The organism is Mycobacterium venezuelense (assembly GCF_054919535.1).
Genome location: NZ_JBONDW010000006.1, coordinates 1 through 22,957 on the forward strand (window position 1 = coordinate 1; position 22,957 = coordinate 22,957).

The following is a 22,957-nucleotide window of genomic DNA, read 5'->3' on the forward strand; positions in this document are numbered from 1 at the left end:
GGTGCGCCAAACCGTCGGCGAGGTTCTTTCACCTCCTGACAACCTGATGCTGTTCTGCGGCATGTCCATCGGCTACGAAGACCCCACCGTCCCCTACGTCCGCACCGGCCGCGCACCCCTCGACGAAACCGTCACCTTCGTCGACGCCTAGCCGGATCAGGCCGCGGTCAGCAACCGGTTGGCGCAGGCGATCACCGCGCGCAGCGCGGACTGCACGGGGTCCTCGGCGAGCCCCATCGCCCAGGTGCTCCGCATACCGTCGGAGCCCTTGATGAAGGTGGCGGTCTGACTACCCGTCGGCAGCTGGTGAAACGACGTCGTCTCGACTGTGATGCCGCGCTCGTAGAGCATCTCGGTCAGCGCGGCCACCGGTCCGGTGGCGGCGGCAGTGGACGTGGTGATGCTGTCGCCGACCGCCAAGGTGGCCTGATACCGGCGGGCCTGCGGACCCAGCCTGCCGGCCGGCCGCTCAGCGTCGGCGCAGGTCCATTGGCCCAGCCGCAACGGCCCGCTGCTCGATGCGAACTCGGCGAGAAATGAGTCCCACGACGCGGATTGAGCGCTGACCCGAAGCCCGCGCGGCAACGGAGCGGCGAAGTTGGCCGCAAACGACGACGGCTCGGCGTGGGTTGCAGACGGTGCTGAAGTCGAGGTGATCATGTGCCGGTCTTCTCTGCTCAGAGGAATTGACCGACGAAGTAGCGAACGACCCACAGCGAGGGGTCGGTCTGAATCAGACCCCGCTGCGGGTTGCTACTACGAGTCGCCTCGGCACGTTGGCGATGCTAGACGCTCCCCCAGCGGTCACGCAAACACTTTCGCTCAGTAACCTCGGCGGAGTGGACGCCGCATGACCTTCTGGGACATCGCGCTGCTCTTCGTCGCCGGGATCGCAGGCGGCCTCACTGGAAGCATCGCCGGACTCGCCTCGGTGGCCACCTATCCGGCCCTGCTGCTGATCGGCCTGCCACCGGTGACGGCCAACGTCACCAACACCGTTGCCGTGGTCTTCAACGGCATCGGATCCGTGTGGGGTTCGCGGCCGGAGCTCACCGGGCAGGGCGCATGGATCAAGCGCATCATCCCGGTGGCGGCGTTGGGCGGCGCGGCGGGTGCGGCCCTGCTGCTCTGTACACCCGCCGAGGGCTTCGAACGGATCGTGCCGTTCCTGCTCGCGTTCGCCTCGGTGGCGATCCTGCTTCCCCGGCGGGCACATCGCGAAGCACGGGTCGCCAACCATCGCGACCACATGATCCGCGTCTCACTCGAGGCCACCGCGATATTCCTGATCACCATCTACGGCGGGTATTTCGGTGCCGCGGCCGGTGTACTCCTGCTGGCGCTGCTGCTGCGCGCCGGCGGCGCCACGCTCGCGCACGCCAATGCCGGCAAGAACGTCATTCTGGGCGTCGCGAACTCGGTGGCCGCAGCGGCGTTCGTGGTCTTCGCACCGGTGTACTGGCCCGCCGTCATCCCGCTGGGCATCGGATGTTTGATCGGCAGCAGGCTCGGACCGATCGTCGTGCGGCACGCTCCGGCCACCCCGCTGCGAGTGGTCATCGGCGTGGCGGGCGTGGCCCTGGCGGTCAAGCTCGCACTCGACGCCTACTAGACCTATTCGAAAGGGCCGTCGCCCTTGGTAACCCGGGTCCCGAGTGCGATGAGGTTCTCGGCCGACGCGTGCAGCTGCTCGCCCGCTTCGCGGCTGGCCTGCCCCGCCAGGTAACGCGACCAGGTGCCCTCGATGACGATGCCGAGCTTGAAGCACGCCAGCGCGACATACCAGTTCAGCCTTGAGGTTTCGCGACCACCCGCGTCACGGTACGCGTCGAGCAGCTCGCTGCGGCTGGCCAGATCGCCCAGGGCCGCAAGTGCCGACCCGGCGTTGATCGGATTGGGGTCGTGCGGCCAGCACACCAGCATCCAGCCCAGGTCGAGCAGTGGGTCGCCGACCGTGCACATCTCCCAATCGATGAACGCGGCCAGCTCCGGTAACTCGCGACGCAGCAGCACGTTGTTCAGATGCGCGTCGCCGTGCATGATCCCGGGCTCGCTGTCCGGCGGCCGATTGTCCTCCAGCCATTGCGCCAGTTCGCCGACCTGCGTCAGCGACTCAGGCTGATAAGCGGCGTGGCGGTAGCTCTCCAGAAGTCTGAGAAACTGCGGAACCTGGCGTGCCAGAAAGGAACCCGGCGGCCGGATCGCCGCCAGCTCGCTGTTCTCCCACGGCACGTTGCCGAGCTGCGCCAGACTGCCCGCGTAGGACAGACCCACCCGATGGCGCATGCCGGCATCCTGGTACGCAGGCGCCACTTCGTTTCCCGGGTTGAAGCCGTCGATCTCCTCCATCAGGTAGAACACCACGCCGAGCACATCGAGGTCGGTGCACCCGGCGATGAAGCCGGGATGCGGGACCGCGGACCCGGCCAAGGTGCGCAGTACCGCGATCTCACGCTTCATCGTCTTGTCGCTCGTGGGGCGCGGATGCGCGGGCGGGCGGCGCAGCACCATGGAGCGCCCGTCTATGTGCAGCCGCACCACGATGTTCTGGGTTCCCCCGGTCAGAGGCTCCACATCGCTCACCCGTGAACCGAGTCCCTGTGTCCGAGCCCACCGCTGAAGCGCGGCCTGATCGGTTTCGCTCAACGTTGGCAGCTGCTGCACATCACCGGGCATGCAGACATCGTGCCAGTCGTCGTTCAGTTTTTGCGGGCGGTCACCAACAAGTACTCCCACTCCATCGTGGAGCCGCCCTGGAGAAATCCATCGCCGATCCGCGCGATGTCGGCGTCCAGTGCCGCGACGCGATCACCATCTCCCTCGATGTTGCGGTACGCCGAGATCGTCGGACCGTAGACGGATTTGAAGTAGTCGCGGAAGGCCGCCCCGTCGGCGAAGTGATCGACGGTGAGTGTGCGCCGCTCAGTCACGAGGTCGCCGACCCGGTCGCCGAGCAGCGCACGCACATGGTCCTCTTGTCCCCACAGCGGAGGCGGCTGCGCGCCCGGCGGTGGCGCGGGCACATACGGTTTCATCGTCGCGAAAAGCTGTCCGATGTGACCTTCGGGTGTCCAACTCAGGATACCGATCCTGCCGCCCGGTTTGCACACCCGGATCAATTCGTCGGCGGCCTGCTGATGAAACGGCGCGAACATCACGCCGATACACGACATGACGACATCGAATTCGTCGTCGGCGAACGGCAATTGATGGGCGTTGGCCTCACGCCATTCGAGCTCGACATCGCGCTCGGCAGCCAGCGCACGGCCGTGTTCGAGTAGCTCGGGGCACAGGTCACTGGCAATCACATTGGCGCCGGTCTCCGCGGCAGGGATCGCCGCGTTGCCGGTGCCGGCGGCCACGTCGAGCACGCGGTCATCCGGGCCGATGCCGCAGGCTTGCACCAGGACGGGGCCAAGTGGTGATACGAGTTCGGCGGCGAGTTTCGGATAGTCGCCGGACGCCCACATGGCGCGATGTTTGGTCGCTATCTCGCGATCGGATATCACGGAGTTCACGGGAGGGCTCCTCTCAGACGGTTGCGACAATCGTCACGCCAGCTGCCCGTGCGGTCCAGTACCAGATCTGTACTGGGGGTGGTTCAAAATCTGTATTGGCTTCCGCGGCTATCAGCGGTGTACTTATGCGCAGGGTCTCCTGGAGGTGTCGCCGATGTCGACCTACGGTCAGTTCTGCCCCGTGGCCAAGGCCATGGAACTTCTCGATGAGCGTTGGACCTTGCTCGTGGTCCGTGAGCTGCTACTGGGCAGCACCCACTTCAACGATCTGCGCCGCGGCGTGCCGAAGATGTCGCCTGCCCTGTTGTCCAAGCGACTGAAGTCGCTCACCCGCGCCGGCGTTGTCGAACGCAGCGAGATCGACGGCCGGGCAACGTATTCCCTCACGCCGTGCGGGCGGGAGCTGGCCGGTGTCGTCGATGCGCTCGGCGCCTGGGGGGTGCGGTGGATCGGCGACCTCGGCGAGGAAGACCTCGACCCGCACCTGCTGTTCTGGGACATGCGCCGCACGATTCCCATCGACGACTGGCCACGGACACGCACCACCGTCGCGTTCATTCTCGACGGTGTGGCACCGAAGGCGTCGCGTTGGTGGTTGGTGGTCGCCGACGGGCACGCCGATGTGTGCGACTTCGATCCCGGCTATGACGTCACCGGCACGGTCGAAACCACCCTGGCCACGCTCACCCGGATCTGGCGGGGCGATGTCGGCTGGTCACATGCGGTGCTCGACGGAACCGTCGCACTCTCGGGGCCCGCCGAAGTTCGTCGCGCCATCCCGAAGTGGCTCGGGCAGAGCCTGTCGGCGGCGATCCCGAGACCGGCCTGAGCCGCTCAGTCCAGCAGCCGGCGCGCGACGTTGGTACTGACGAGGTCGAGTAGTTCGTCGGCGCGGCCGGCCAGGATGGTGCGGATCGCGTACAACGAAAAGCCTTTGGCCTGTTCGGCGGTGATCGCCGGTGGTATCGACAGCTCTTGGCGGGCCGTGACGACGTCGACGACGGCTGGACCGTCGTGGGCGAACGCCTCGCGCAGCGCCGCTTCGAGGTCGCCGGGTTCGGTCACCCGCCTGCCGAAGACACCCATCGACTGCGCGACCGCGGCGAAGTCCGGGTTCACCAGATCGGTCCCGAACGTGACGATGCCTGCCGCTTTCATCTCCAGTTCGACGAAGTTCAGCGACGAGTTGTTGAACACGATGAGCTTGACCGGCAGGCGGTTCTGGATGAGCGTCACCAATTCGCCGAACAGCATCGTCAAACCGCCGTCACCGGCCAGCGCGACCACCTGGCGGTTGGGGTACGCGGTCTGCGCACCGATCGCGTGGGGCAGGGCATTCGCCATCGTGCCGTGGTTGAACGAGCCGACGAGGCGGCGTCTGCCGTTCATCGTCAGGTATCGCGCCGCCCAGACCACCGGTGACCCGACGTCGCAGGTGAAAACGGCATCATCGGCGGCGAGTCGGTTGGCAAGTCCCGCAACGTATTCGGGCCGGATCGGCGTCCGGTCGCGGTCGTTGACCGCAAGAGCGTCGAGCGATTTGCGGGTCTTGCGGTAGTGCGACAGCGCCCGCTCGAGGTGTTCGCGGTCCTGCTTGGGCCGCAGCAACGGCATCAGCGCGGCAAGAGTGTCCTTGACGGTTCCGCGCAGGCCGAGGTCGATCGGTGTTCGCCTGCCGAGGTTGCGGCCGCGGATGTCGACCTGGATGACCTTCGCGCCCTCCGGATAGAACTGCTGATACGGGAAGTCGGTGCCGAGCATCAACAGGGTGTCGGCTTCTTTGATCGCCTTGTAGCCGGAGGCGAATCCGAGCAGCCCGGTCATCCCGACGTCGAACGGGTTGTCGTATTCGATGAACTCCTTGCCGCGCAACGCATGAACGATGGGCGCCTGCAGCATCGTGGCGAGTTGGATCAGTGCGTCGTGCGACCCGGCCACGCCTGCCCCGCCGAGGATGGTCACGTGCCTGGCGGCGTTGAGGATGTCGGCGGCCTGGCGCAGCGATTCGTCGTCGGGGCGCATCACCGCGCGGGTTGGCAGCACCGGCCGCAGTGCCCACTCGGTCTCGGCGGCCCGTTGCAGGAAGATCTCGCCGGGGATGACGATGACGGCGACGCCGTTCTCCTCGACCGCGGCCCGCATGGCCATCTGCAGGATGCGTGGAGCCATCTCGGGTGTGCTGACGAGTTCGCAGTAGACGCTGCACTCGCGGAACAGGTCTTGCGGGTGCGTCTCCTGGAAATACTCCGACCCGATCTCGGTGCGCGGAATGTGCGCGGCGATCGCGAGAACCGGGACGCGGCTACGATTCGCGTCGAACAGGCCGTTGATGAGATGCAGATTGCCCGGACCGCAACTGCCCGCACATACCGCGAGCTGACCGGTCAGGCCGGCGTCGGCCGCAGCCGCAAACGCCGCCGACTCTTCGTGCCGTACGTGTTCCCACGAGATGTCGCCGCTGCGGCGGATCGCATCGGTGAATCCGTTGAGGCTGTCGCCCGGAAGCCCGTAGACGCGGCGGACGCCGCTGGCTGTCAATGCGGATATGACATGGTCTGCAACGGTTGCCATCGCACCTCCCCGGTAGCCGGTTTCACTCTCGCACCTTATTCGGATGCGGGAACGAGGATCTCCATCAACCGCGGGAGCACCGGATTCGTGTCGCCGGTACGCCAACCGAGGTGCAGTGCCGTGAGCGTGCGGGCCAACGGCAGCGCAACCACGCCGTCGCGCTTCAAAACCGAGTACGAATCTGTCATCACGGCACCGCCGAAACCTGCTGCCACCAGGGCGAGCATGGTCTGAACGGTTCGCGCTTCGGCAGCGATCCTGGGTACGACCCCAGCGTGCTGGCAGATGCTGATCACCTCGTCATAAGCCCTGGCGGAACTGTCACGGGGCCAGATGATCAGCGGAATACTCTCGAGGATCTCGACGTCCACCGGCGGCCGACGCTTGGCCAACGGATGCTTCTGCGGGACGAACAGCGACAGTGGCTCCTGCACCCAGAGCCGGCTGGACAGGCGCACGTCGTGGCCAGGCAGGCGCTGCACCGCGACGTCGTAGCGCTTGTCGATCAGTCCGGCCGTCAGATCGGCGTCGTCGAACGACTCGACGAGATTGAGCTCGACACCGGCAAGCACGCGACGGATCCGCGCCAACGCATTACCCAACGGCCCGTTGATCGCCGAACCCGTGAAGCCGATTGTGATCCGGCCCGCCAGCCCACGTTCGGCACGGCGCACATCGTCGAGCACGCTGTCGGCCTCGGCGAGCACCCTTGTCGCCCGGCCGGCGAAGGCATTACCGGCTGCCGTCAGAGTGAGCCCACGCCGTCCTCGCTCGAAAAGCTGTGTGCCAAGACGTTTCTCGAGCTCGCGCAGCTGGCGGCTGATGGTCGGTTGAGTCACGTTGAGGTGGCGCGCCGCAGCACTGACAGAGCCCTCTCTGGCGATGGCGAGGACATATTCCAGCACCCGAAGGTCATACTTCACAGGCATAGCCACGATGCTATTCCATGCCTATTGGTTGTATATGAGTGTGGGCTGACCCCATGCTGCTCGCATGCATCATTTCGGCATCTTGGGGCACAGCTCGGAGGGCGCGGCGATGCGCTTTCGCACGTTCTGCAGCATCGGGATGACACGCTCCGGCAACTACATTCACCCTGACGTCACGCTCGATTGCATAGCCTTCGGCCGGGTGATGACAGCCTGGGAAACCGGCGACCACAACGCAATCGGCGAGACCCTGGCCCTCAGCGTCAGCCGGCTGGCCGCGGCGGGTGCCGACTTCTTCGCGTGCCCCGACAACACCGCACACATGGCGTTGGAACGACCCGGCGTATCGCTTGCGCTACCGGGTCTGCACCTGCCGGAGATCGTGGCAGAGCGGGCAGCGACCGAGGGATACCGCCGCGTGGGCGTCCTCGGCACCCGGTTCACGATGACCGGTCCGCTGTATCCGGATGCCTTCGGCGCCCGCGGCATCGAGGCCGTCATTCCCGACGAGGCCGACCGTCAGCTGGTTGACTCGCTGATCTTCGGCGAGTTGGTGCACGGCATCTTCACCGATGCGGCGCGCGCGGCCTATGTGGAGGTGATCCGCCGGTTACGCCGCCGCGGATGTGATGCGGTCGCACTGGTCTGCACCGAGATCCCCCTTCTCGTCACGGCCGATATCTCGCCGCTGCCGCTGCTGGATTCGACCGACCTGTTGGCCGACGCCGCCTACGCGGTGGCCGTCGGCGAAACCCCGATGCCGACGTGGCAGGGCGGGCCGGTGCATCGTGCGCGCGCCTGACGAGTCCAGCGACGCCTACGCGCTGGCGGCGCCCGTGGAACCGGCAGGCTCATATTCCGCGGTGGTGCGGGACGGGCAGCGCTTGTATGTCTCTGGCCAGGTGCCATGGCGCGACGGCGCGCTGCTGTCGACAGGCCGACTGGGCGCCGAGCTGACGGTCGAGCAAGGCCGGGCGTGTGCCCGGCAGTGCGCGGCGAACTCATTGGCGGCACTGGCAGGCGAACTCGGACCCGCGGGATTGTCCACAGTCGAAAGCATGCTCTTCGCAAGGGTTTTCATCGCATCCGTACCCGGCTTCACCGAGCACGTCGCAGTGGCCGACGGCGCCACCGATCTGCTGATTTCGGTCCTGGGAGCCGGCGGCCGCCCGGCGCGCTCCGCAGTCGGCGTCACAACTCTGCCTCTCGACGCACCTGTCGAGCTCGAACTCATCGTACGTATCAACCCATCTTTGAAAGTGCCTGAATGACAACGAAATACCCTGCCGCCATCGTCGGTTCCGGCAACATCGGAACCGACCTGCTGTACAAGCTGTTGCGCTCGGAGCGGCTGGATCCCCGCTACGTCATCGGGATCGATCCCGCCAGTCCCGGACTGCAACTGGCCCGCGACCTCGGGCTGGAGACGTCGGCAGAGGGGGCCGAGTGGCTGCTGAAGAACGTCCGGCCCCCACTGATCGTCTTCGAAGCCACCTCGGCGAAAGTCCACGCCCAGGCGGCCCCGCGCTATCAGGAGGCGGGCTACGTGGCGATCGATCTGACCCCGGCATCGGTGGGCCGGTATGTGGTGCCCACCGTGAACCTCGATGAACACATCGATGCACCGAACCTCAGCATGATCAGCTGCGCCGGGCAGGCCACCGCCCCGATTCTGTACGCCATCAACCAGGTTGCGGACGCCTCCTACGGCGAGATCGTCGCGACCATCGCCAGCGCGAGCGCCGGGCCGGGCACCCGGGCGAACCTCAGCGAGTTCAGTCTCAAAACGGGGCAGGCACTGGCGGCGGTGACGGGTGTCGATACCGCCAAGGCCATCTCGATCATCAACCCGGCTGAACCGCCCATGATGATGCGCGACACGATCCGGGCGCGCGTGCGCCGGCCGGATTCCGGCGCCGTCGGACAGGCCGTTCGCGCGATGGTGAGCCGCGTTCAGCAATACGTCCCGGGCTATCGTCTTGTGCTGATCGAATGTGAGGGCGACGTCGTCACCGTCATGGTGGAGGTCGAAGGCGCGGGCGATCACCTACCCCGCTATGCCGGCAATCTCGACATCATCACGGCCGCAGCGGTTGCCGTGGCCGAGCGGGTGACGGCCAGGATGGCGGTGGCCCGATGACCCGCGTCCATCTCGTCGACACCACGCTGCGCGACGGCATGAGCAGCGTCGGCCACCAGTTCACCGCCGAGGACGTCGCAGTCCTCGCACGCGGGCTTGACCGTGGCGGCGTCCGCACCATCGAGGTCGCCCACGGGATCGGTATCGGCGCATCCTCGCTCCAGTTCGGCGTCGCAGCCGAGCGTGATCCCGAGTATGTCCGCGCCGCCGTCGCGGCTGTCGAGCACGCCGACATCGCGGTGCTCTACGTCCCCGGCATCTCGACGCTGGCCGACCTCGAAGCAGCGCACGATGCCGGCGCCCGGGTCGTGCGGGTCGCTACCCATTGCACCGAGGCGGACTGCGCCGAGCAGGTCATCGAATATGCCCGCGCACACGGGATGCGGGCGATGAGCTTTCTGATGATGAGCCACAAATTGGAAGCGGAACCGCTCGCAGAGCAGGCCCGGAAGCTGGAAGGCTATGGGTCGCAGGTGGTCTACGTCGTCGACTCCGCAGGGGCACTCGTACCAATCGGTGTCACCGCCCGGGTGGCGGCCCTGCGCTCGGCGGTCGACGTGCCCATCGGTTTTCATGCGCACAACAACTTCGGGTTGGCTGTCGGAAACACCCTGGCCGCCACCGCCGCAGGCGCCACCTACGCCGACGGTTCGTTGCGCGGGCTGGGCGCAAGCGCAGGGAACGCCGCGACTGAAGCCCTGGCCGCAGCGCTGGAGCGCAGCGGCCACCGAATCGACGTCGACACCTTGTTTCTGGCTGATCTTGCCGAGCACGCGATGGCGCCTCGAATGCATGCGCCGCAGGTCGTCGATCAGACGGCGCTGATCCTTGGCTGGGCAGGGCTGTACTCCACGTTCTTCCACCCGGCCAAGCGAGCGAGTGCCAAATACCGGGTTCATCTGCCCGACCTCTTGATCGAACTCGGCCGCCGCAACGTCATCGGCGGACAAGAGGACATGATCGTGCAGGTCGCCGCCGAGATGGCCGGGCTCGCGGAACCCGCATGAACGACATCCGCTCCGCGACGACCGCATTGTCGAAGGCGTTCGCCACGCGTATGCCGATTCCGCCGATCTCACAGACCTGGCCTGCGGTGACGATCAAGGACGCCTACGGCATCCAGCGAGTGCTCGTCGAGTCCTGGGTACGCGGCGGTGACCCCGTGCGTGGGCACAAGATCGGCCTGGTGTCGGCGGCCATTCGCGAACAGATGGGGGTACGCGAGCCCGATTTCGGTCACCTCACCGCAAGCATGTTCCGACTGGCGACGATGCCCTTGTTCGCCGAGGAATTCATCCAACCGAGAGTCGAACCGGAGATAGCGGTCATTCTCGGCCGTGACCTGCGGGGTCCCGGCCTCACAGTGGCCGACGCCGCACGGGCGGTCGAGTTGGTTCTGCCGGCCCTTGAGATCGTGGATTCCCGGATCGAGGACTGGAACCTGACGATCCGCGACACCGTCGCAGACAATGCGTCCTCCGGTGCCGTCGTTCTGGGTGCCGACGCCGTTCCGCTCGCCGGGCTCGACCTCACCCACCTGGTGTGTGCCTTGTCGCGCAACGGGAGGGTCGTCGACCACGGTGTCGGGGCCGCGGTGTGTGGCTCGCCGTTGTATGCCTTGACGTGGTTGGCGAACATGCTTGGCGCACTTGGTGTCCCACTTGAAGCGGGACACATCGTGCTGACCGGATCGTTCACCCGGGCAGTTCCGGTCCTGCCGGGCGACACGGTGACCGTGGACTTCCACGGCCTGGGGGCCGTCAGCCTGACCATGTTGCAAGGCAGACCAGACGCCGACGGATTAACCCCAGATGGACTCCCCCACATCAATTTTGAAATGACAACGCCTCCCGCACCAAGGAGACCTGCGTGAAGATCCTCCGCAAGAAGCCCATCGAGCGAAGCCTCCTGGACAGCTACGAGACAGAGAATTCCCTCAAGAAGACCTTGTCCTGGTTCGACCTGACCTGTTTCGGCACCGGTCTGGTCATCGGTGCAGGCATATTCACACTGACCGGTCGAGCCGCCGCGACCCACTCCGGCCCAGCCGTCGTCGTCTCGTTCGTCATCGCCGCCGTCGTGTGCGCTCTGGCCGCGCTCTGCTACGCAGAGTTCGCGTCCACCGTCCCCGTGTCTGGATCGGCATACAGCTTCGCCTACGCATCGCTCGGCGAGATGATCGCGTGGATCATCGCCTGGGATCTCATGCTGGAACTGATTTTGGGCACCGGGATCGTCGCGCAGGGCTGGTCGCAATACGCAGACCTGTTCCTTCAGGCCGTCGGCATCGAGATCCCGCGTGCACTGGCACCACACACGGCCGACAACCCGAGCAACTTCAACGTGCTGGCGTTTGCCATCGTCGTGATCCTCACTGCGATCGTGGCATGGGGAATCAAGGAGACGATGCGGGTCAACTTCGTATTCGTCGCCATCAAGCTGTTCGTCGTCCTGTTCGTCATCGTCGCCGGCTTCTTCTACATCAATCCCGCCAATTATCAGCCGTTCGTCCCACCAGCGGTGTCAGCCGAACAGAGCACCGGCGCACACCAGCCGCTGATCCAGGCCCTGTTCGGCCTCGAACCGGTGATGTACGGGGTGGGCGGCATCGTGAGCGGCGCGGCACTCGTGTTCTTCGCCTACCTGGGTTTCGAGGTCGTCGCTTCGGCTGCCGAAGAGGCGAAGCGGCCGCGACGCGACATACCGATCGGCATCCTTCTGTCGCTGCTCGTCTGCACGGTTCTGTATGCGGCGGTGGCTGTGGTCATCACCGGGATGGTGAAGTACGACGAGATCAGCCCGCAGGCGGCACTGGCGACGGCATTCACCCACGTCGGCCACAGTGGGTTTGCCACCCTCATCGCCGCAGGCGCGGTCGCGGGCCTGACGACGGTGGTGATGACCTTGATCGTCGGCGCCACTCGACTGCTGTTCGCGATGAGTCGTGACCGGCTGCTACCCGAGCGGCTGTCCAAGGTCAACGAAATAACCCGCACGCCAGTACTTCTCACAGCCATCGTCGGTGGTGTCATCGCGTTGATCGCCGGGTTCGTGACTGTCGATCTCGGCGAGATGATCAACATCGGCACGCTCGCAGCCTTCACGATCGTCAGCATCTCCGTGCCGATCCTGCGCCGGCGTCGCCCCGATCTCCCCAGGGCGTTCAAAGTGCCGTTCTCGCCGGTGCTGCCGATCGTGTCGGCGCTGTGCTCGGTGTACCTGATGCTGAATCTCTCGATCGAGACATGGTTGCGGTTCATCGTCTGGATGCTGCTCGGCTTCGCGATCTACTTCGCCTACAGCTACCACAATGCCGAACTCAATCGCGACGTCGAGTCGATCGACGACGTCTTTGGTGCGGCGACCCCCTCGCACCGGTAGCCGGTGTCGGCGTGATCGGCTGCGTCCAGCGCAACCGATCACGCCGAAATCACGCTACTTGGGGGCGAAGCGCTGGCCCGCGTCCAACCGGATGCACTGGCCGTTGAGCATCGCGTTCTCCACGATCGCCACCGCGAGTTTGGCGTACTCCTCTGGCCGGCCCAGCCGCTTCGGGAACGCGGCGTCCTTGGTCAGCACGTTGGCGAACTCGTCGGGGATGCCCTCGGTGAGGCCCGTCGCGAAGAGGCTCGGCGCGATCGCCAGCGCGCGAATGCCGAGACTTCCGAGATCTCGTGCCATCGTGAGGCACATACCGGCGATCGCGGCCTTGGACGCTGTGTAGGCGACCTGGCCGATCTGGCCTTCGAACGCTGCGATCGAGGCGGTGTTGATGATGACGCCGCGTTCCTCGGCCTCGGCGTCTACCGGTTCGTTCTTGCTCATGTGCCACGCCGACAGCCGACTGATGTTGAACGTGCCGATCAGGTTGAGGTCGATGCTGGCCCGAAACGAGTCGAGGCTGTGCGGGCCGTCCTTCTTGATGGTGCGTTCGCCGATGCCGCCGCCCGCCGTCGTCACCGCGATGTGCAGACCACCCAGTGCGTCGACGGCACGCTGCAGCGTCTCCTCGGTACCCGTGAAGTCGGTGACGTCGACTGCGAAGAACGAACCGCCGATCTGATCGGCTACTTCCTGGCCCTTCGACTGGGGCCGGTCCAGCACCGCCACGCTGGCACCGCGCTTGGCCAATGCCTCCGCGGTCGCCCGGCCGAAGCCCGACGCGCCGCCGACAACGACGGCCTTCTTGCCTTCGATCTCCATCTAGCTCCCTTTCCAAAAATGACCGGAATCGTAAAGTAACTTATCCCATGAAGGCTTCCCGTAAGGCTTTCGGGTTCCCGCCGCGCGCGAACGCACATGTCACGACTTCGTAAGGCCCGCACACCGGCTCGCGGCGGTAGGTTTTGACCATGGCAGATCGCGGGCTCCGCACGGCCGCCCCAGATCGCACCCGACCCGCGGCGCCGATGGCCGGCGTCGCCGCCGCGGCCGTCGCGCTCGGCGTCGCCGAGATCGTCGCCGTGCCGTTCGGACCCGCCGCCGATGCGCGCACGGCGGTCGGCTCGGCGGTCATCGACCTGACACCGGGCCCGGTGAAGGAATGGGCCATCACGACATTCGGCACCGCGGACAAACTGGTGCTGACGCTGCTCGTGCTCGCGGTCATCGCGGTGATCGCCGCGCTCACCGCCCCGTGGGAAACCCGCAAGGTCCCGGTCGGCAGCATCGCGATCGGCCTCGGCGGTGTGCTCGGCTGCGCGGCCGTGCTGTCGCGCCCGGGTGCCTCCGCATGGGCGATCGTGCCGACCCTCGCCGGAACGGTGTGCGGTATCGCGGTGCTGCGCCTGCTCACATCGGGCCGATTCAGCGATCCGCCCGCGAGCGCCGAAACCGACGACGGTGTCGATCCGGGCCGCCGGCTCTCACTCATCACGCTTGGGTTTCTGACCGCGGGCGCGGTGACGGGTGTGGCGGGTGCGGTGTTGTCTCGACTGGCGGCTTCGGTGGCCGACGACCGCAATGCGTTCGCGCTCCCGCGCGCGGCCGTTCCCGCACCGCCCGTGCCACCGGCCGTGCAACCGGCGGAAGTGGCACTGCCGTCGTTCATCACCCCGACGCCGCAGTTCTACCGGATCGACACCGCGCTGAGCGTGCCGCAGCTCAGCCGCGCCGACTGGTCACTGCGCATCCACGGCATGACCGACCGCGAAGTCGTCTACCGGTTCGCCGACCTGGAGCGGTTCGAGGTTGTCGAGAAGGTCGTGACGCTCACCTGCGTGTCGAACCTCGTCGGCGGCGACCTCATCTCGACCGCCCGCTGGACCGGCTACCGCGTCCGCGATCTGCTCGCGGAGGCCGGTGTGTCACCCGACTCCGACATGGTGTTGTCGACGTCGATCGACGGATTCACTGCGGGCACACCGGTGCAAGCACTCACCGACGACCGCGACGCGCTGTTGGTGATCGGCATGAACGGCGAGCCGCTGCCGCCCAAGCACGGCTATCCGGCGCGGCTTGTGGTGCCCGGACTGTACGGCTACGTATCGGCCACCAAGTGGGTGGTCGATCTGGAACTCACCCGATTCGACCGCGCCGAGGCGTACTGGACCAAACTCGGCTGGGCGGCGCACGGCCCGATCAAGACGCAGTCACGCATCGACGTCCCGCGCGACGGCCAGGACGTCAGCCGTGGGCCGGTCCGCTTCGGCGGCGTCGCGTGGGCGCAGAATCGCGGCGTGCGGGCCGTCGAGGTCAAGATCGACGGCCCGAACGGCCAAGGCGACTGGGCGGCGGCAGAGTTGGGCGCTGCCTACTCCGGTGACACCTGGCGCTTGTGGAGTATCGACTGGACGGCCACCGAACCCGGCGAGCACACGATCACCGTGCGCGCCACGGACAACACGGGCGCGGTGCAGACTGCGGATCGCGCCGACCCCGTCCCCGACGGCGCAACCGGCCGGCACACGGTCACCTTCGACGTGGTCTGATCACCTCGCCCCGCGAGCGTGCGAGTCTGTCCCCCGCGACGCCGCAAACCTCCAACACTTCTCGCACCCTCGCAGCCGTCCAGCGTGCACCAGCTGACGGAGTGCGCCGTCTTCGCACAGCGATGGGCAAATCCGATCCGGGTCCTCAACGGACCGGCTATTGTCTTGATCTCGCACCCGACCATTAAGGGGCGGCCATGAGCGGCTATCGGACGGTCGTTGTCGGGACCGACGGTTCGGCATCGTCTTTGCGTGCGGTCGACCGCGCAGGAGCGATCGCGGCGCAAGAGAACGCCAAACTCATCATCGCCAGCGCGTATATCCCGGTCGTGGAGAAGGGCAGCTGGTCGCGAGCCCCCTCACATGACCATGTGTCCGATCTCCGCGCCGCCGACTCCCTCGGGAGTGAGGGTTATCAACTGCACGGCGCGGCACCCGTATATGCCATCCTCCGGGAGGCACGCGACCGCGCGCACGCCGCGGGCGCCGAGGACATCGAGGAGCAGGCGGTCGAAGGCGCGGCCGTCGATGCCCTTCTGAAACTGGCCCGCACGGTCAATGCGGATCTACTCGTCGTCGGCGACGTCGGACTCGACACGGTCGCCGGACGGGTCTTGGGCTCGGTACCGGCAGACGTCGCCCGGAAAGCCAAAGTCGACATCTTGATCGTCCATACCGCCGGTTAGTAGCGGAAAATCCATCGACGTCGGTACGCAGGCCGCATAGGTTGGCGTGCCATGACATCGGCACAGCAATGGCGCGACACGCTCCGCCAGTCCCTGCTGACAGCGCGCAAGGCGCGTGACACCGCACGCGTCGCCGCGATCCGCTCGGCGCTGAGCGCAATCGACAACGCCGAGACGCCCGATGCCGTCACGCTCGACGGGAGCATGGACGGCCCCGTCGCGGGCGCATTGTCGGGCCTCGGCGCCGGCGAGGTCGCCCGCCGCGAACTCACCGACGGCGAGATCCGCGACCTCATCCAGGCGGAGATCGACGAACGCCTCGCCGCCGCAGATCAATACACCGCGGGCGGTCACCACACGCAAGCAGCCGATCTGCGCTCGCAGGCTGAGGTACTCGCCCAAGTACTCGGCGATGTCTGAGCACCGTGGCACCCTGAGGGAATGTTGCTCGCCGAAGTCGCTGCCGCCTCCGCCGACGTTGCGGCGACCTCAGCGCGGCTGGCGAAGATCGGCCGCATCGCCACATTGCTGACCCGCGTCGCCGACGACGGCGATGCCCGCCTCGTGGCGGTCGCCGTGTCGTGGCTGTCCGGTGAGCTGCCGCAGCGCCAGATCGGGGTGGGTTGGGCCGCGTTGCGCTCGCTGCCCGCGCCCGCAGCCACACCGACGCTGACCGTCGCAGACGTCGACAGCCGGTTGAGCGAGATCGGCGGCGTCTCCGGGAAGGGTTCTCAGGCCAGACGGGCCGAGCTGGTGCGCGATCTGTTCAGCACGGCGACCGATGCCGAACAGACCTTCCTTCGCCGGTTGCTCAGCGGTGAGTTGCGCCAGGGCGCGCTGGCTGGGGTGATGGCCGACGCCGTGGCCAAGGCCGCGGGCATCCCGGCACCCGACGTGCGGCGCGCAGCCATGCTTGCCGGCGATCTGCCCGCGGTCGCCGCTGCGGCGCTCACCGGAGGTCACGGCGCGCTTGCCGAGTTCAGCCTGCAGGTCGGCCGTCCGGTCGGGCCGATGCTTGCCCAAACCGCGACGGGCGTCGCCGATGCGCTGGAACGGCTTGGCGGCAAAGCCATTCTGGAGGCGAAGCTCGACGGCGCCCGGGTACAGATCCACCGCGCGGGTTCTGAGGTGTCGGTTTATACCCGCAGCCTCGACGACGTGACCGCACGTTTGCCCGAAGTGGTCGAGGCGACGCTGGCACTGCCTGCCACCGAGCTGATCGCCGACGCCGAAGCCATCGCGTTGCGCCAGGACGGGCGCCCGCACCGATTCCAGGTCACCGCAGCCCGGTTCGGCAGCAAGAACCCGCGCGACCTCGAGCCGCTCTCGGTGTTCTTCTTCGACCTGTTGCACGTCGACGGCAGCGATCTTCTCGATCTGCCCACCCACGAACGGCTCGCGGCACTCGACGCGATCGTCCCGGATGCGCAGCGCGTCGATCGCCTGGCGACGTCGGAAGCCGACGCGGCACAACAATTTCTGGACCGCACGTTGGCTGCCGGGCACGAAGGTGTGATGGCGAAGTCGCCGACGGCAGCGTACGAAGCCGGGCGGCGTGGAGCCGGCTGGCTGAAGGTCAAGCCTGTGCACACGTTGGATCTGGTCGTCCTCGCCGTCGAGTGGGGCTCGGGCAGGCGCACCGGCAAACTGTCGAATATCCATCTGGGCGCCCGTGATCCGGCCAGCGGCGGTTTTGTCATGCTGGGTAAGACGTTCAAGGGCATGACCGACGCCATGCTCGATTGGCAGACCGCCCGCTTCACCGAGCTGGCCGACGGCCCGACCGACGGCTACGTCGTCACGGTGCGGCCCGAGCAGGTCGTCGAGATCGCATTCGACGGTGTACAGAAGTCCACGCGGTATCCGGGCGGGATGGCATTGCGTTTCGCGCGGGTCCTGCGTTACCGCGACGACAAGGCACCGGCCGAGGCCGATACGGTCGACACCGTCCGCGCATTCTACGAACGCGGCGGATAACACTCGATACCGGGAATTACAGCCGCATCGTTTCATGCGATGCAAGGATCGGAGTCGATACGCACACGACACCGGGCCAGCGAGGAGAGACCGTGGCTACACCTGATGCCCCAACGGCGGATCGCATCGAGGAGCACGACGGCGACATCACCTATATCCGCACGGACAAAGATCTGCCGCCGGTGGCGATCATCGACCGATCGCCGATCACCACCAAGCACAAGATCATCTTCGCGATCACCGCTCTGGTGGGTGCGGTCGCCTGGGCCGTCATCGCGTTCTTCCGCGGGGAGACGGTCAACGCGGTCTGGTTCGTGATTGCCGCGATCTGCACCTACGTCATCGGATTCCGGTTCTATGCGCGGCTGATCGAAATGAAGATCGTCAAGCCGCGTGACGAGGCAGCAACTCCCGCTGAGCTTTTCGAGAACGGCACCGATTACATGCCGACAGATCGTCGGGTGCTGTTCGGTCACCACTTCGCCGCTATCGCCGGCGCGGGCCCACTCGTCGGCCCGGTCCTGGCGATGCAGATGGGCTATCTGCCCGGCACGATCTGGATCATCATCGGTGCGGTGCTGGCCGGCTGTGTGCAGGACTATCTGGTGCTGTCGATCTCGACCCGCCGCCGCGGTCGGTCGTTGGGCCAGATGGCGCGCGACGAACTCGGCGCGGTCGGAGGGGTGGCCGCGATCGTCGGCGTCCTGGCCATCATGGTGATTCTGCTGGCGGTGCTGGCGCTGGTGGTCGTCGGCGCGCTCGCCGAGAGCCCGTGGGGCGTCTTCTCGATTGCGATGACGATCCCCATCGCCCTGTTCATGGGCGTGTACCTGCGCTTCCTGCGCCCCGGGCGGGTCTCTGAGGTTTCGCTCATCGGTGTCGCCCTGCTGCTGCTCGCGGTCGTCGCCGGCGGCTGGGTGGCCGAAACAGACTGGGGTGCAGACTGGTTCACGCTGTCAAAGGTGACTCTGTCGTGGTGCCTCATCATCTATGGCTTCGCCGCCTCGGTGCTGCCGGTCTGGCTGCTGCTGGCACCCCGTGACTATCTGTCCACGTTCATGAAGGTCGGCACCATCGCGCTGCTCGCGATCGGCATCCTCATCGCCCAACCCGTGATGCAGGCCCCGGCGATCTCCGACTTCGCCACGCGCGGCGACGGTCCGGTATTCGCGGGTTCGCTGTTCCCGTTCCTGTTCATCACCATTGCCTGCGGTGCTCTGTCGGGCTTCCATGCCCTGATCTCGTCTGGCACCACACCGAAGTTGGTGGAGAAGGAAAGCCAGATGCGGCTCATCGGCTACGGCGGCATGCTCACGGAGTCGTTCGTCGCGATCATGGCACTGATCACCGCGGCCATCCTCAACCAGCATCTGTACTTCACCCTCAACGCACCGACGGCCCAGACCGGTGGCACCGCGGAAACCGCAGCCGCCTATGCCAACAGCCTTGGATTGTCCGGACCCGACATCACGCCCGAACAGATCACCCAGGCCGCCGAAGACGTCGGCGAGGAGTCGATCGTCTCCCGCACCGGCGGCGCACCGACACTGGCGATCGGCATATCCGAGGTACTGCACCAGGTCTTCGGTGGAGCAGGGCTCAAAGCGTTCTGGTATCACTTCGCGATCATGTTCGAAGCACTGTTCATTCTCACCACCGTCGACGCAGGTACCCGGGTAGCCCGGTTCATGTTGTCGGACGGCCTGAGCAACCTCGGCGGACCGCTGCGCAAGCTCAAGGATCCGAGCTGGCGCGTCGGCGCCTGGATCTGCAGCGTGCTGGTGGTCGCCGGCTGGGGCAGCATCTTGTTGATGGGTGTGACCGATCCGCTCGGCGGCATCAACACCCTTTTCCCGTTGTTCGGTATCGCCAACCAGCTTCTGGCCGCCATCGCCCTGACCGTGGTCACGGTGGTGATCATCAAGAAGGGCTTGCTGAAATGGGCGTGGATTCCCGCGATTCCGCTGGCGTGGGATCTCATCGTCACGCTGACGGCGTCCTGGCAGAAGATCTTCTCCGGCGATCCCCGGGTGGGCTACTGGACTCAGCATTTCCGCTACCGCGAGGCGCAGGACGCCGGTGCGACGACGTTCGGCGCGGCGAAGAATCCCGATGAGATCAGCGACGTGATCCGCAATACGTTCATCCAGGGCACCCTGTCGATCGTGTTCGCGCTGCTCGTGATCATCGTGTTCGCGGCCGGTGTCATCGTGGCTCTCAGAGCGATTCAAGGCACCGGCAAACCGATGACCGAGGACGAGCCCGTGCCGTCGCGCATCTTCGCACCGTCCGGTCTGATCCCGACATCCGCGGAGAAGGAGGTGCAGAAACAATGGGACGCATTGCCCGGCGCGCACGCGCGGCCGCACGCCAAATCGGCTGGTACTGGGGCACATTGATGGGCGACAACCACTATCGGCGCTACGTCGAGCACCGGGCGCGCACCCATCCCGGCGAGCCGGTGCTCTCCGAGCGCGACTACTGGAAGGTGCGCCACCGCAACACGGATGCGAACCCGTCGGCACGCTGCTGCTGACCCCGAATCTGCGCGATCACCTGTCCTGGCAGGAGAACATTCGGCTAAACTGTCGGCCATACGGTAAGGCAGTCGTGAATGGAGCGCGCCCGTGAACAAAGACGACATGATCCTGATCAGCGTCGACGATCACATCGTCGAACCGCCTGACATGTTCGCCAACCACCTGCCCAAGAAGTACGTCGACGAGGCGCCGCGTCTCGTCCACAACCCCGACGGGTCGGACACGTGGCAGTTCCGCGACATCGTCATCCCCAACGTCGCGCTCAACGCGGTGGCCGGTCGCCCGAAGGAGGAGTACGGCCTGGAGCCACAGGGTCTCGACGAGATCCGCAAGGGCTGCTACGACGTCGACGAGCGAGTCAAGGACATGAACGCCGGCGGCATTCTCGGTTCGATCTGCTTCCCGTCCTTCCCCGGCTTCGCCGGGCGCCTTTTCGCCACCGAGGATCCCGAATTCTCGCTGGCCCTGGTGCAGGCCTACAACGACTGGCACATCGACGAATGGTGCGGCGCCTACCCGGCCCGCTTCATCCCGATGGCGCTTCCGGTGATCTGGGACGCCGAGGCCTGCGCCACCGAGGTACGGAGGGTGTCGAAGAAGGGCGTCCACGCGCTGACCTTCACCGAAAACCCCGCCGCGATGGGATACCCCAGCTTTCACGACGACTACTGGACTCCGTTGTGGAAAGCGTTGTGCGACACCAACACCGTGCTCAACGTGCACATCGGATCCTCGGGCAAGCTGGCCATCACCGCGCCGGACGCCCCGCTGGACGTGATGATCACGCTGCAGCCCATGAACATCGTGCAGGCCGCCGCGGATCTGCTGTGGTCCAAGCCCATCAAGGACTACCCGGATCTCAAGATCGGGCTCAGCGAAGGCGGCACCGGGTGGATCCCGTACTTCCTCGAGCGCGTCGACCGCACCTACGAGATGCACTCGACCTGGACGCATCAGAACTTCGGAGATAAGCGGCCCAGCGAGGTGTTCCGCGACCACTTCCTTACGTGCTTCATCTCCGATCCCGTGGGCGTGGCCCTGCGCAACAAGATCGGCATCGACAACATCTGCTGGGAAGCCGACTATCCGCACAGCGACTCGATGTGGCCAGGTGCCCCTGAAGAGCTGTGGGATGTGTTGACGGAGAACGATGTTCCCGAAGACGAGATCAACAAGATGACCTACGAGAATGCCATGCGGTGGTACTCGTTCGATCCGTTCAGCCACATCGCGCGCGAGCAGGCGACCGTCGGGGCGCTGCGCAAGGCCGCCGAAGGCCACGACGTGTCGATCCGGGCGCTCAGCCATCACGAGAAAGGCAGCCGCGGCGACGCACTGCACGCCGCGGCCCGCGGTAACTCGGGAAGCGACTAACGACACCTTGCCGAAACCGACGCTGTGGTCGAAGTCTTGCGAAAACTTCGACCACAGCGTCGGTTTCGGCGACTCCTAGCGCAACGCGTAGCGCACCGGCAGGTGCTTGAGACCACCGACGAACGTCGTCGCGGTGTGCTGCGGCGGGCCGGTCAGCTCGATGGAGTCCAGCCGCGGGATGAGCTCACTGAAGAAGCTGTTGATCTCCATGCGCGCGAGCGCCGCGCCCAGGCAGAAGTGCACGCCGTAGCCGAACGCCACATGCTTGTTGGGGTCGCGGCTGACGTCGAACCGGAACGGGTCGGCGAAGATCTCCTCGTCGCGATTGCCCGACGGATATGACAGCAGGACCGACTCCCCCGCCGCGATTTCCACATCACGCACCACGGTATCGGCGGCGGCGGTCCGCATGAACGCCTTGACCGGGGTCACCCAGCGGATCATCTCCTCGGTGGCCGTGCCCATCAGTCCCGGATCGGCCTTCAATCGCGCCATCTGGTCCGGGTTTTCGAGCAGCGCGAGCATGCCACCGGATATGGTCGCGCTGGTGGTGTCGTGCCCGGCGGCCGCCACGATCGCGTAATAGGACACCGTCTCGATGTCGTTGAGCGGTTCACCGTCGACGCGGGCGTTCGCGATGGCCGATGCCAGGTCGTCGGTGGGGTTCTCGCGACGCGATGCGGTCAGCGCGGTGAAGTATTGGAACATCTCGATCAGCGCGGTCATGGAATCCCCTGAGTCACGCTGATATTCGTCGTCGTCGCTGCCGAACAGTTCCTGGGTGAGCTTGAGCATCAACGGAAAGTCGGCCTCGGGCACACCGAGCAGCGACATGATGACATAGAGCGGGTAGTTGACCGCGACCTCTTGCACGAAGTCGCATTCGCCGCCGGCTTCCACCATATTGTCGACGTGGATCCTCGCCAGCTCGTCCACCCGCATCTTCAACGCGCGCATGGCTTTCGGACGGAACCAGTCCGCCCCGATGGCACGCATGACGCGGTGTTCGGGGTCATCCATGTGGATCAGGGTGCGCACTCCGACGGCGGCTTGGTTGTCATCGTTCTCACTGGTCATCAGCACGGGCCGCGGCGAGTTCGTGAAGACGTCGTTGGCCCGTTCGATCGCCATGATGTCGGCGTGCTTGGTGATCGCCCAGAAAGGCTTGTACGACGGGACCTCTACCCAGGACACCGGCGCGTTGGTCCGCAAATGGGTCAGTGCCGCATGAAATGTCGCTTCGTCGGCGTAGGCCGACGGCGTGGCGAACGCCTGGGCGGCTTCGTCGATAA

Annotated in this window: 22 protein-coding genes and 1 pseudogene; 16 read left to right on the forward strand and 7 right to left on the reverse strand. The window is 66.0% G+C overall.

Annotated elements, in window-relative coordinates; all coding sequences use genetic code 11:
- A pseudogene (locus tag ACRCUN_RS11185) lies at window positions 1-151 on the forward strand (nitroreductase); the annotation flags it as partial.
- Window positions 152-156: 5 nt separating this feature from the next.
- Here ACRCUN_RS11185 and ACRCUN_RS11190 read toward each other — a convergent pair.
- Entirely contained in the window at window positions 157-660 is a 504-nt protein-coding gene (locus tag ACRCUN_RS11190; protein ID WP_462141713.1) for a 2-isopropylmalate synthase, read from the reverse strand.
- 190 nt (window positions 661-850) lie between these two features.
- On the opposite strand from ACRCUN_RS11190, the gene ACRCUN_RS11195 reads away from it, so the two are divergent.
- Window positions 851-1,612 carry a sulfite exporter TauE/SafE family protein gene (locus ACRCUN_RS11195; protein WP_462141714.1) on the forward strand — a complete coding sequence of 254 codons (762 nt, stop codon included), beginning with the start codon at window positions 851-853 and terminating at the stop codon, window positions 1,610-1,612.
- 2 nt (window positions 1,613-1,614) lie between these two features.
- Here the strand turns inward: ACRCUN_RS11195 and ACRCUN_RS11200 are convergent, their stop codons facing one another.
- Together ACRCUN_RS11200 and ACRCUN_RS11205 are read right to left on the reverse strand one after the other, a co-directional pair.
- Entirely contained in the window at window positions 1,615-2,676 is a 1,062-nt protein-coding gene (locus ACRCUN_RS11200; protein WP_462141715.1) for a phosphotransferase family protein, read from the reverse strand.
- A gap of 23 nt (window positions 2,677-2,699) precedes the next feature.
- A complete protein-coding gene (locus ACRCUN_RS11205) occupies window positions 2,700-3,470 on the reverse strand; it encodes a class I SAM-dependent methyltransferase (protein ID WP_462142029.1) in 771 nt (256 codons plus the stop codon).
- A 202-nt stretch (window positions 3,471-3,672) separates the two neighbouring features.
- Here ACRCUN_RS11205 and ACRCUN_RS11210 point away from each other — a divergent pair, with 202 nt between their 5' ends.
- A complete protein-coding gene (locus ACRCUN_RS11210; protein WP_462141716.1) occupies window positions 3,673-4,347 on the forward strand; it encodes a winged helix-turn-helix transcriptional regulator in 675 nt (224 codons plus the stop codon).
- A 5-nt stretch (window positions 4,348-4,352) separates the two neighbouring features.
- Here the strand turns inward: ACRCUN_RS11210 and poxB are convergent, their stop codons facing one another.
- Window positions 4,353-6,089: a ubiquinone-dependent pyruvate dehydrogenase gene (gene poxB / locus ACRCUN_RS11215; protein ID WP_462141717.1), complete on the reverse strand. Its 1,737-nt coding sequence runs from the start codon at window positions 6,087-6,089 to the stop codon at window positions 4,353-4,355.
- 35 nt (window positions 6,090-6,124) lie between these two features.
- Window positions 6,125-7,018 (reverse strand): LysR family transcriptional regulator, encoded by an 894-nt coding sequence (locus ACRCUN_RS11220; RefSeq protein WP_462141718.1) that lies wholly within the window; start codon window positions 7,016-7,018, stop codon window positions 6,125-6,127.
- Between the two features lie 64 nt (window positions 7,019-7,082).
- Between ACRCUN_RS11220 and ACRCUN_RS11225 the strand changes: the two genes are divergently transcribed.
- Genes ACRCUN_RS11225 through ACRCUN_RS11250 form a run of 6 tightly spaced genes read left to right on the forward strand, consistent with a single transcriptional unit; the run spans window position 7,083 to window position 12,539 of the window.
- Window positions 7,083-7,820 carry an aspartate/glutamate racemase family protein gene (locus ACRCUN_RS11225; RefSeq protein ID WP_462141719.1) on the forward strand — a complete coding sequence of 246 codons (738 nt, stop codon included), beginning with the start codon at window positions 7,083-7,085 and terminating at the stop codon, window positions 7,818-7,820.
- Window positions 7,807-8,289: a RidA family protein gene (locus tag ACRCUN_RS11230; protein ID WP_462141720.1), complete on the forward strand. Its 483-nt coding sequence runs from the start codon at window positions 7,807-7,809 to the stop codon at window positions 8,287-8,289. Before ACRCUN_RS11225 ends, ACRCUN_RS11230 begins: the two co-directional genes overlap by 14 nt.
- Complete coding sequence (locus tag ACRCUN_RS11235) at window positions 8,286-9,158, forward strand: acetaldehyde dehydrogenase (acetylating) (protein ID WP_462141721.1); 873 nt, start codon at window positions 8,286-8,288, stop codon at window positions 9,156-9,158. Before ACRCUN_RS11230 ends, ACRCUN_RS11235 begins: the two co-directional genes overlap by 4 nt.
- A complete protein-coding gene (dmpG, locus tag ACRCUN_RS11240; protein WP_462141722.1) occupies window positions 9,155-10,165 on the forward strand; it encodes a 4-hydroxy-2-oxovalerate aldolase in 1,011 nt (336 codons plus the stop codon). Before ACRCUN_RS11235 ends, dmpG begins: the two co-directional genes overlap by 4 nt.
- Entirely contained in the window at window positions 10,162-11,031 is an 870-nt protein-coding gene (locus ACRCUN_RS11245; protein WP_462141723.1) for a 2-keto-4-pentenoate hydratase, read from the forward strand. The genes dmpG and ACRCUN_RS11245 overlap by 4 nt, the downstream gene beginning before the upstream one ends.
- Entirely contained in the window at window positions 11,028-12,539 is a 1,512-nt protein-coding gene (locus ACRCUN_RS11250; protein ID WP_462141724.1) for an amino acid permease, read from the forward strand. Before ACRCUN_RS11245 ends, ACRCUN_RS11250 begins: the two co-directional genes overlap by 4 nt.
- A gap of 54 nt (window positions 12,540-12,593) precedes the next feature.
- Here ACRCUN_RS11250 and ACRCUN_RS11255 read toward each other — a convergent pair whose 3' ends face one another.
- On the reverse strand, window positions 12,594-13,361 hold the full coding sequence (locus tag ACRCUN_RS11255; RefSeq protein ID WP_462141725.1) for an SDR family NAD(P)-dependent oxidoreductase: 768 nt from the start codon (window positions 13,359-13,361) through the stop codon (window positions 12,594-12,596).
- A 206-nt stretch (window positions 13,362-13,567) separates the two neighbouring features.
- Here ACRCUN_RS11255 and ACRCUN_RS11260 point away from each other — a divergent pair, with 206 nt between their 5' ends.
- The 7 genes from ACRCUN_RS11260 to ACRCUN_RS11290 all read left to right on the forward strand — a co-directional run bounded on the left by ACRCUN_RS11260 (window position 13,568) and on the right by ACRCUN_RS11290 (window position 21,665).
- On the forward strand, window positions 13,568-15,088 hold the full coding sequence (locus ACRCUN_RS11260; protein WP_462142030.1) for a molybdopterin-dependent oxidoreductase: 1,521 nt from the start codon (window positions 13,568-13,570) through the stop codon (window positions 15,086-15,088).
- Between the two features lie 197 nt (window positions 15,089-15,285).
- Window positions 15,286-15,774 (forward strand): universal stress protein, encoded by a 489-nt coding sequence (locus ACRCUN_RS11265; RefSeq protein WP_462141726.1) that lies wholly within the window; start codon window positions 15,286-15,288, stop codon window positions 15,772-15,774.
- Between the two features lie 51 nt (window positions 15,775-15,825).
- Window positions 15,826-16,194: a GatB/YqeY domain-containing protein gene (locus tag ACRCUN_RS11270; RefSeq protein ID WP_462141727.1), complete on the forward strand. Its 369-nt coding sequence runs from the start codon at window positions 15,826-15,828 to the stop codon at window positions 16,192-16,194.
- 21 nt (window positions 16,195-16,215) lie between these two features.
- Window positions 16,216-17,751 carry an ATP-dependent DNA ligase gene (locus tag ACRCUN_RS11275; protein ID WP_462141728.1) on the forward strand — a complete coding sequence of 512 codons (1,536 nt, stop codon included), beginning with the start codon at window positions 16,216-16,218 and terminating at the stop codon, window positions 17,749-17,751.
- 92 nt (window positions 17,752-17,843) lie between these two features.
- On the forward strand, window positions 17,844-20,150 hold the full coding sequence (locus tag ACRCUN_RS11280; RefSeq protein WP_462141729.1) for a carbon starvation CstA family protein: 2,307 nt from the start codon (window positions 17,844-17,846) through the stop codon (window positions 20,148-20,150).
- Window positions 20,084-20,287, forward strand: coding sequence for a YbdD/YjiX family protein (locus tag ACRCUN_RS11285; RefSeq protein WP_462141730.1), 204 nt, complete (start codon window positions 20,084-20,086; stop codon window positions 20,285-20,287). Before ACRCUN_RS11280 ends, ACRCUN_RS11285 begins: the two co-directional genes overlap by 67 nt.
- Window positions 20,288-20,378: 91 nt before the next feature.
- Complete coding sequence (locus tag ACRCUN_RS11290; RefSeq protein WP_462141731.1) at window positions 20,379-21,665, forward strand: amidohydrolase family protein; 1,287 nt, start codon at window positions 20,379-20,381, stop codon at window positions 21,663-21,665.
- Between the two features lie 75 nt (window positions 21,666-21,740).
- On the opposite strand, the gene ACRCUN_RS11295 is transcribed toward ACRCUN_RS11290, so the two are convergent.
- A complete protein-coding gene (locus ACRCUN_RS11295) occupies window positions 21,741-22,955 on the reverse strand; it encodes a cytochrome P450 (RefSeq protein WP_462142031.1) in 1,215 nt (404 codons plus the stop codon).
- Between the last annotated feature and the right edge of the window lie 2 nt (window positions 22,956-22,957).

What these genes read in the sequence shown, in the direction of transcription:
- ACRCUN_RS11190 (WP_462141713.1), bottom strand. Translation starts at nt 660, where the DNA reads ATGATCACCTCGACTTCAGCACCGTCTGCAACCCACGCCGAGCCGTCG.
- ACRCUN_RS11195 (WP_462141714.1), top strand. Translation starts at nt 851, where the DNA reads ATGACCTTCTGGGACATCGCGCTGCTCTTCGTCGCCGGGATCGCAGGC.
- ACRCUN_RS11200 (WP_462141715.1), bottom strand. Translation starts at nt 2,676, where the DNA reads ATGCCCGGTGATGTGCAGCAGCTGCCAACGTTGAGCGAAACCGATCAG.
- ACRCUN_RS11205 (WP_462142029.1), bottom strand. Translation starts at nt 3,470, where the DNA reads ATGTGGGCGTCCGGCGACTATCCGAAACTCGCCGCCGAACTCGTATCA.
- ACRCUN_RS11210 (WP_462141716.1), top strand. Translation starts at nt 3,673, where the DNA reads ATGTCGACCTACGGTCAGTTCTGCCCCGTGGCCAAGGCCATGGAACTT.
- poxB (WP_462141717.1), bottom strand. Translation starts at nt 6,089, where the DNA reads ATGGCAACCGTTGCAGACCATGTCATATCCGCATTGACAGCCAGCGGC.
- ACRCUN_RS11220 (WP_462141718.1), bottom strand. Translation starts at nt 7,018, where the DNA reads ATGCCTGTGAAGTATGACCTTCGGGTGCTGGAATATGTCCTCGCCATC.
- ACRCUN_RS11225 (WP_462141719.1), top strand. Translation starts at nt 7,083, where the DNA reads ATGCATCATTTCGGCATCTTGGGGCACAGCTCGGAGGGCGCGGCGATG.
- ACRCUN_RS11235 (WP_462141721.1), top strand. Translation starts at nt 8,286, where the DNA reads ATGACAACGAAATACCCTGCCGCCATCGTCGGTTCCGGCAACATCGGA.
- dmpG (WP_462141722.1), top strand. Translation starts at nt 9,155, where the DNA reads ATGACCCGCGTCCATCTCGTCGACACCACGCTGCGCGACGGCATGAGC.
- ACRCUN_RS11245 (WP_462141723.1), top strand. Translation starts at nt 10,162, where the DNA reads ATGAACGACATCCGCTCCGCGACGACCGCATTGTCGAAGGCGTTCGCC.
- ACRCUN_RS11255 (WP_462141725.1), bottom strand. Translation starts at nt 13,361, where the DNA reads ATGGAGATCGAAGGCAAGAAGGCCGTCGTTGTCGGCGGCGCGTCGGGC.
- ACRCUN_RS11260 (WP_462142030.1), top strand. Translation starts at nt 13,568, where the DNA reads ATGGCCGGCGTCGCCGCCGCGGCCGTCGCGCTCGGCGTCGCCGAGATC.
- ACRCUN_RS11265 (WP_462141726.1), top strand. Translation starts at nt 15,286, where the DNA reads ATGAGCGGCTATCGGACGGTCGTTGTCGGGACCGACGGTTCGGCATCG.
- ACRCUN_RS11270 (WP_462141727.1), top strand. Translation starts at nt 15,826, where the DNA reads ATGACATCGGCACAGCAATGGCGCGACACGCTCCGCCAGTCCCTGCTG.
- ACRCUN_RS11275 (WP_462141728.1), top strand. Translation starts at nt 16,216, where the DNA reads ATGTTGCTCGCCGAAGTCGCTGCCGCCTCCGCCGACGTTGCGGCGACC.
- ACRCUN_RS11285 (WP_462141730.1), top strand. Translation starts at nt 20,084, where the DNA reads ATGGGACGCATTGCCCGGCGCGCACGCGCGGCCGCACGCCAAATCGGC.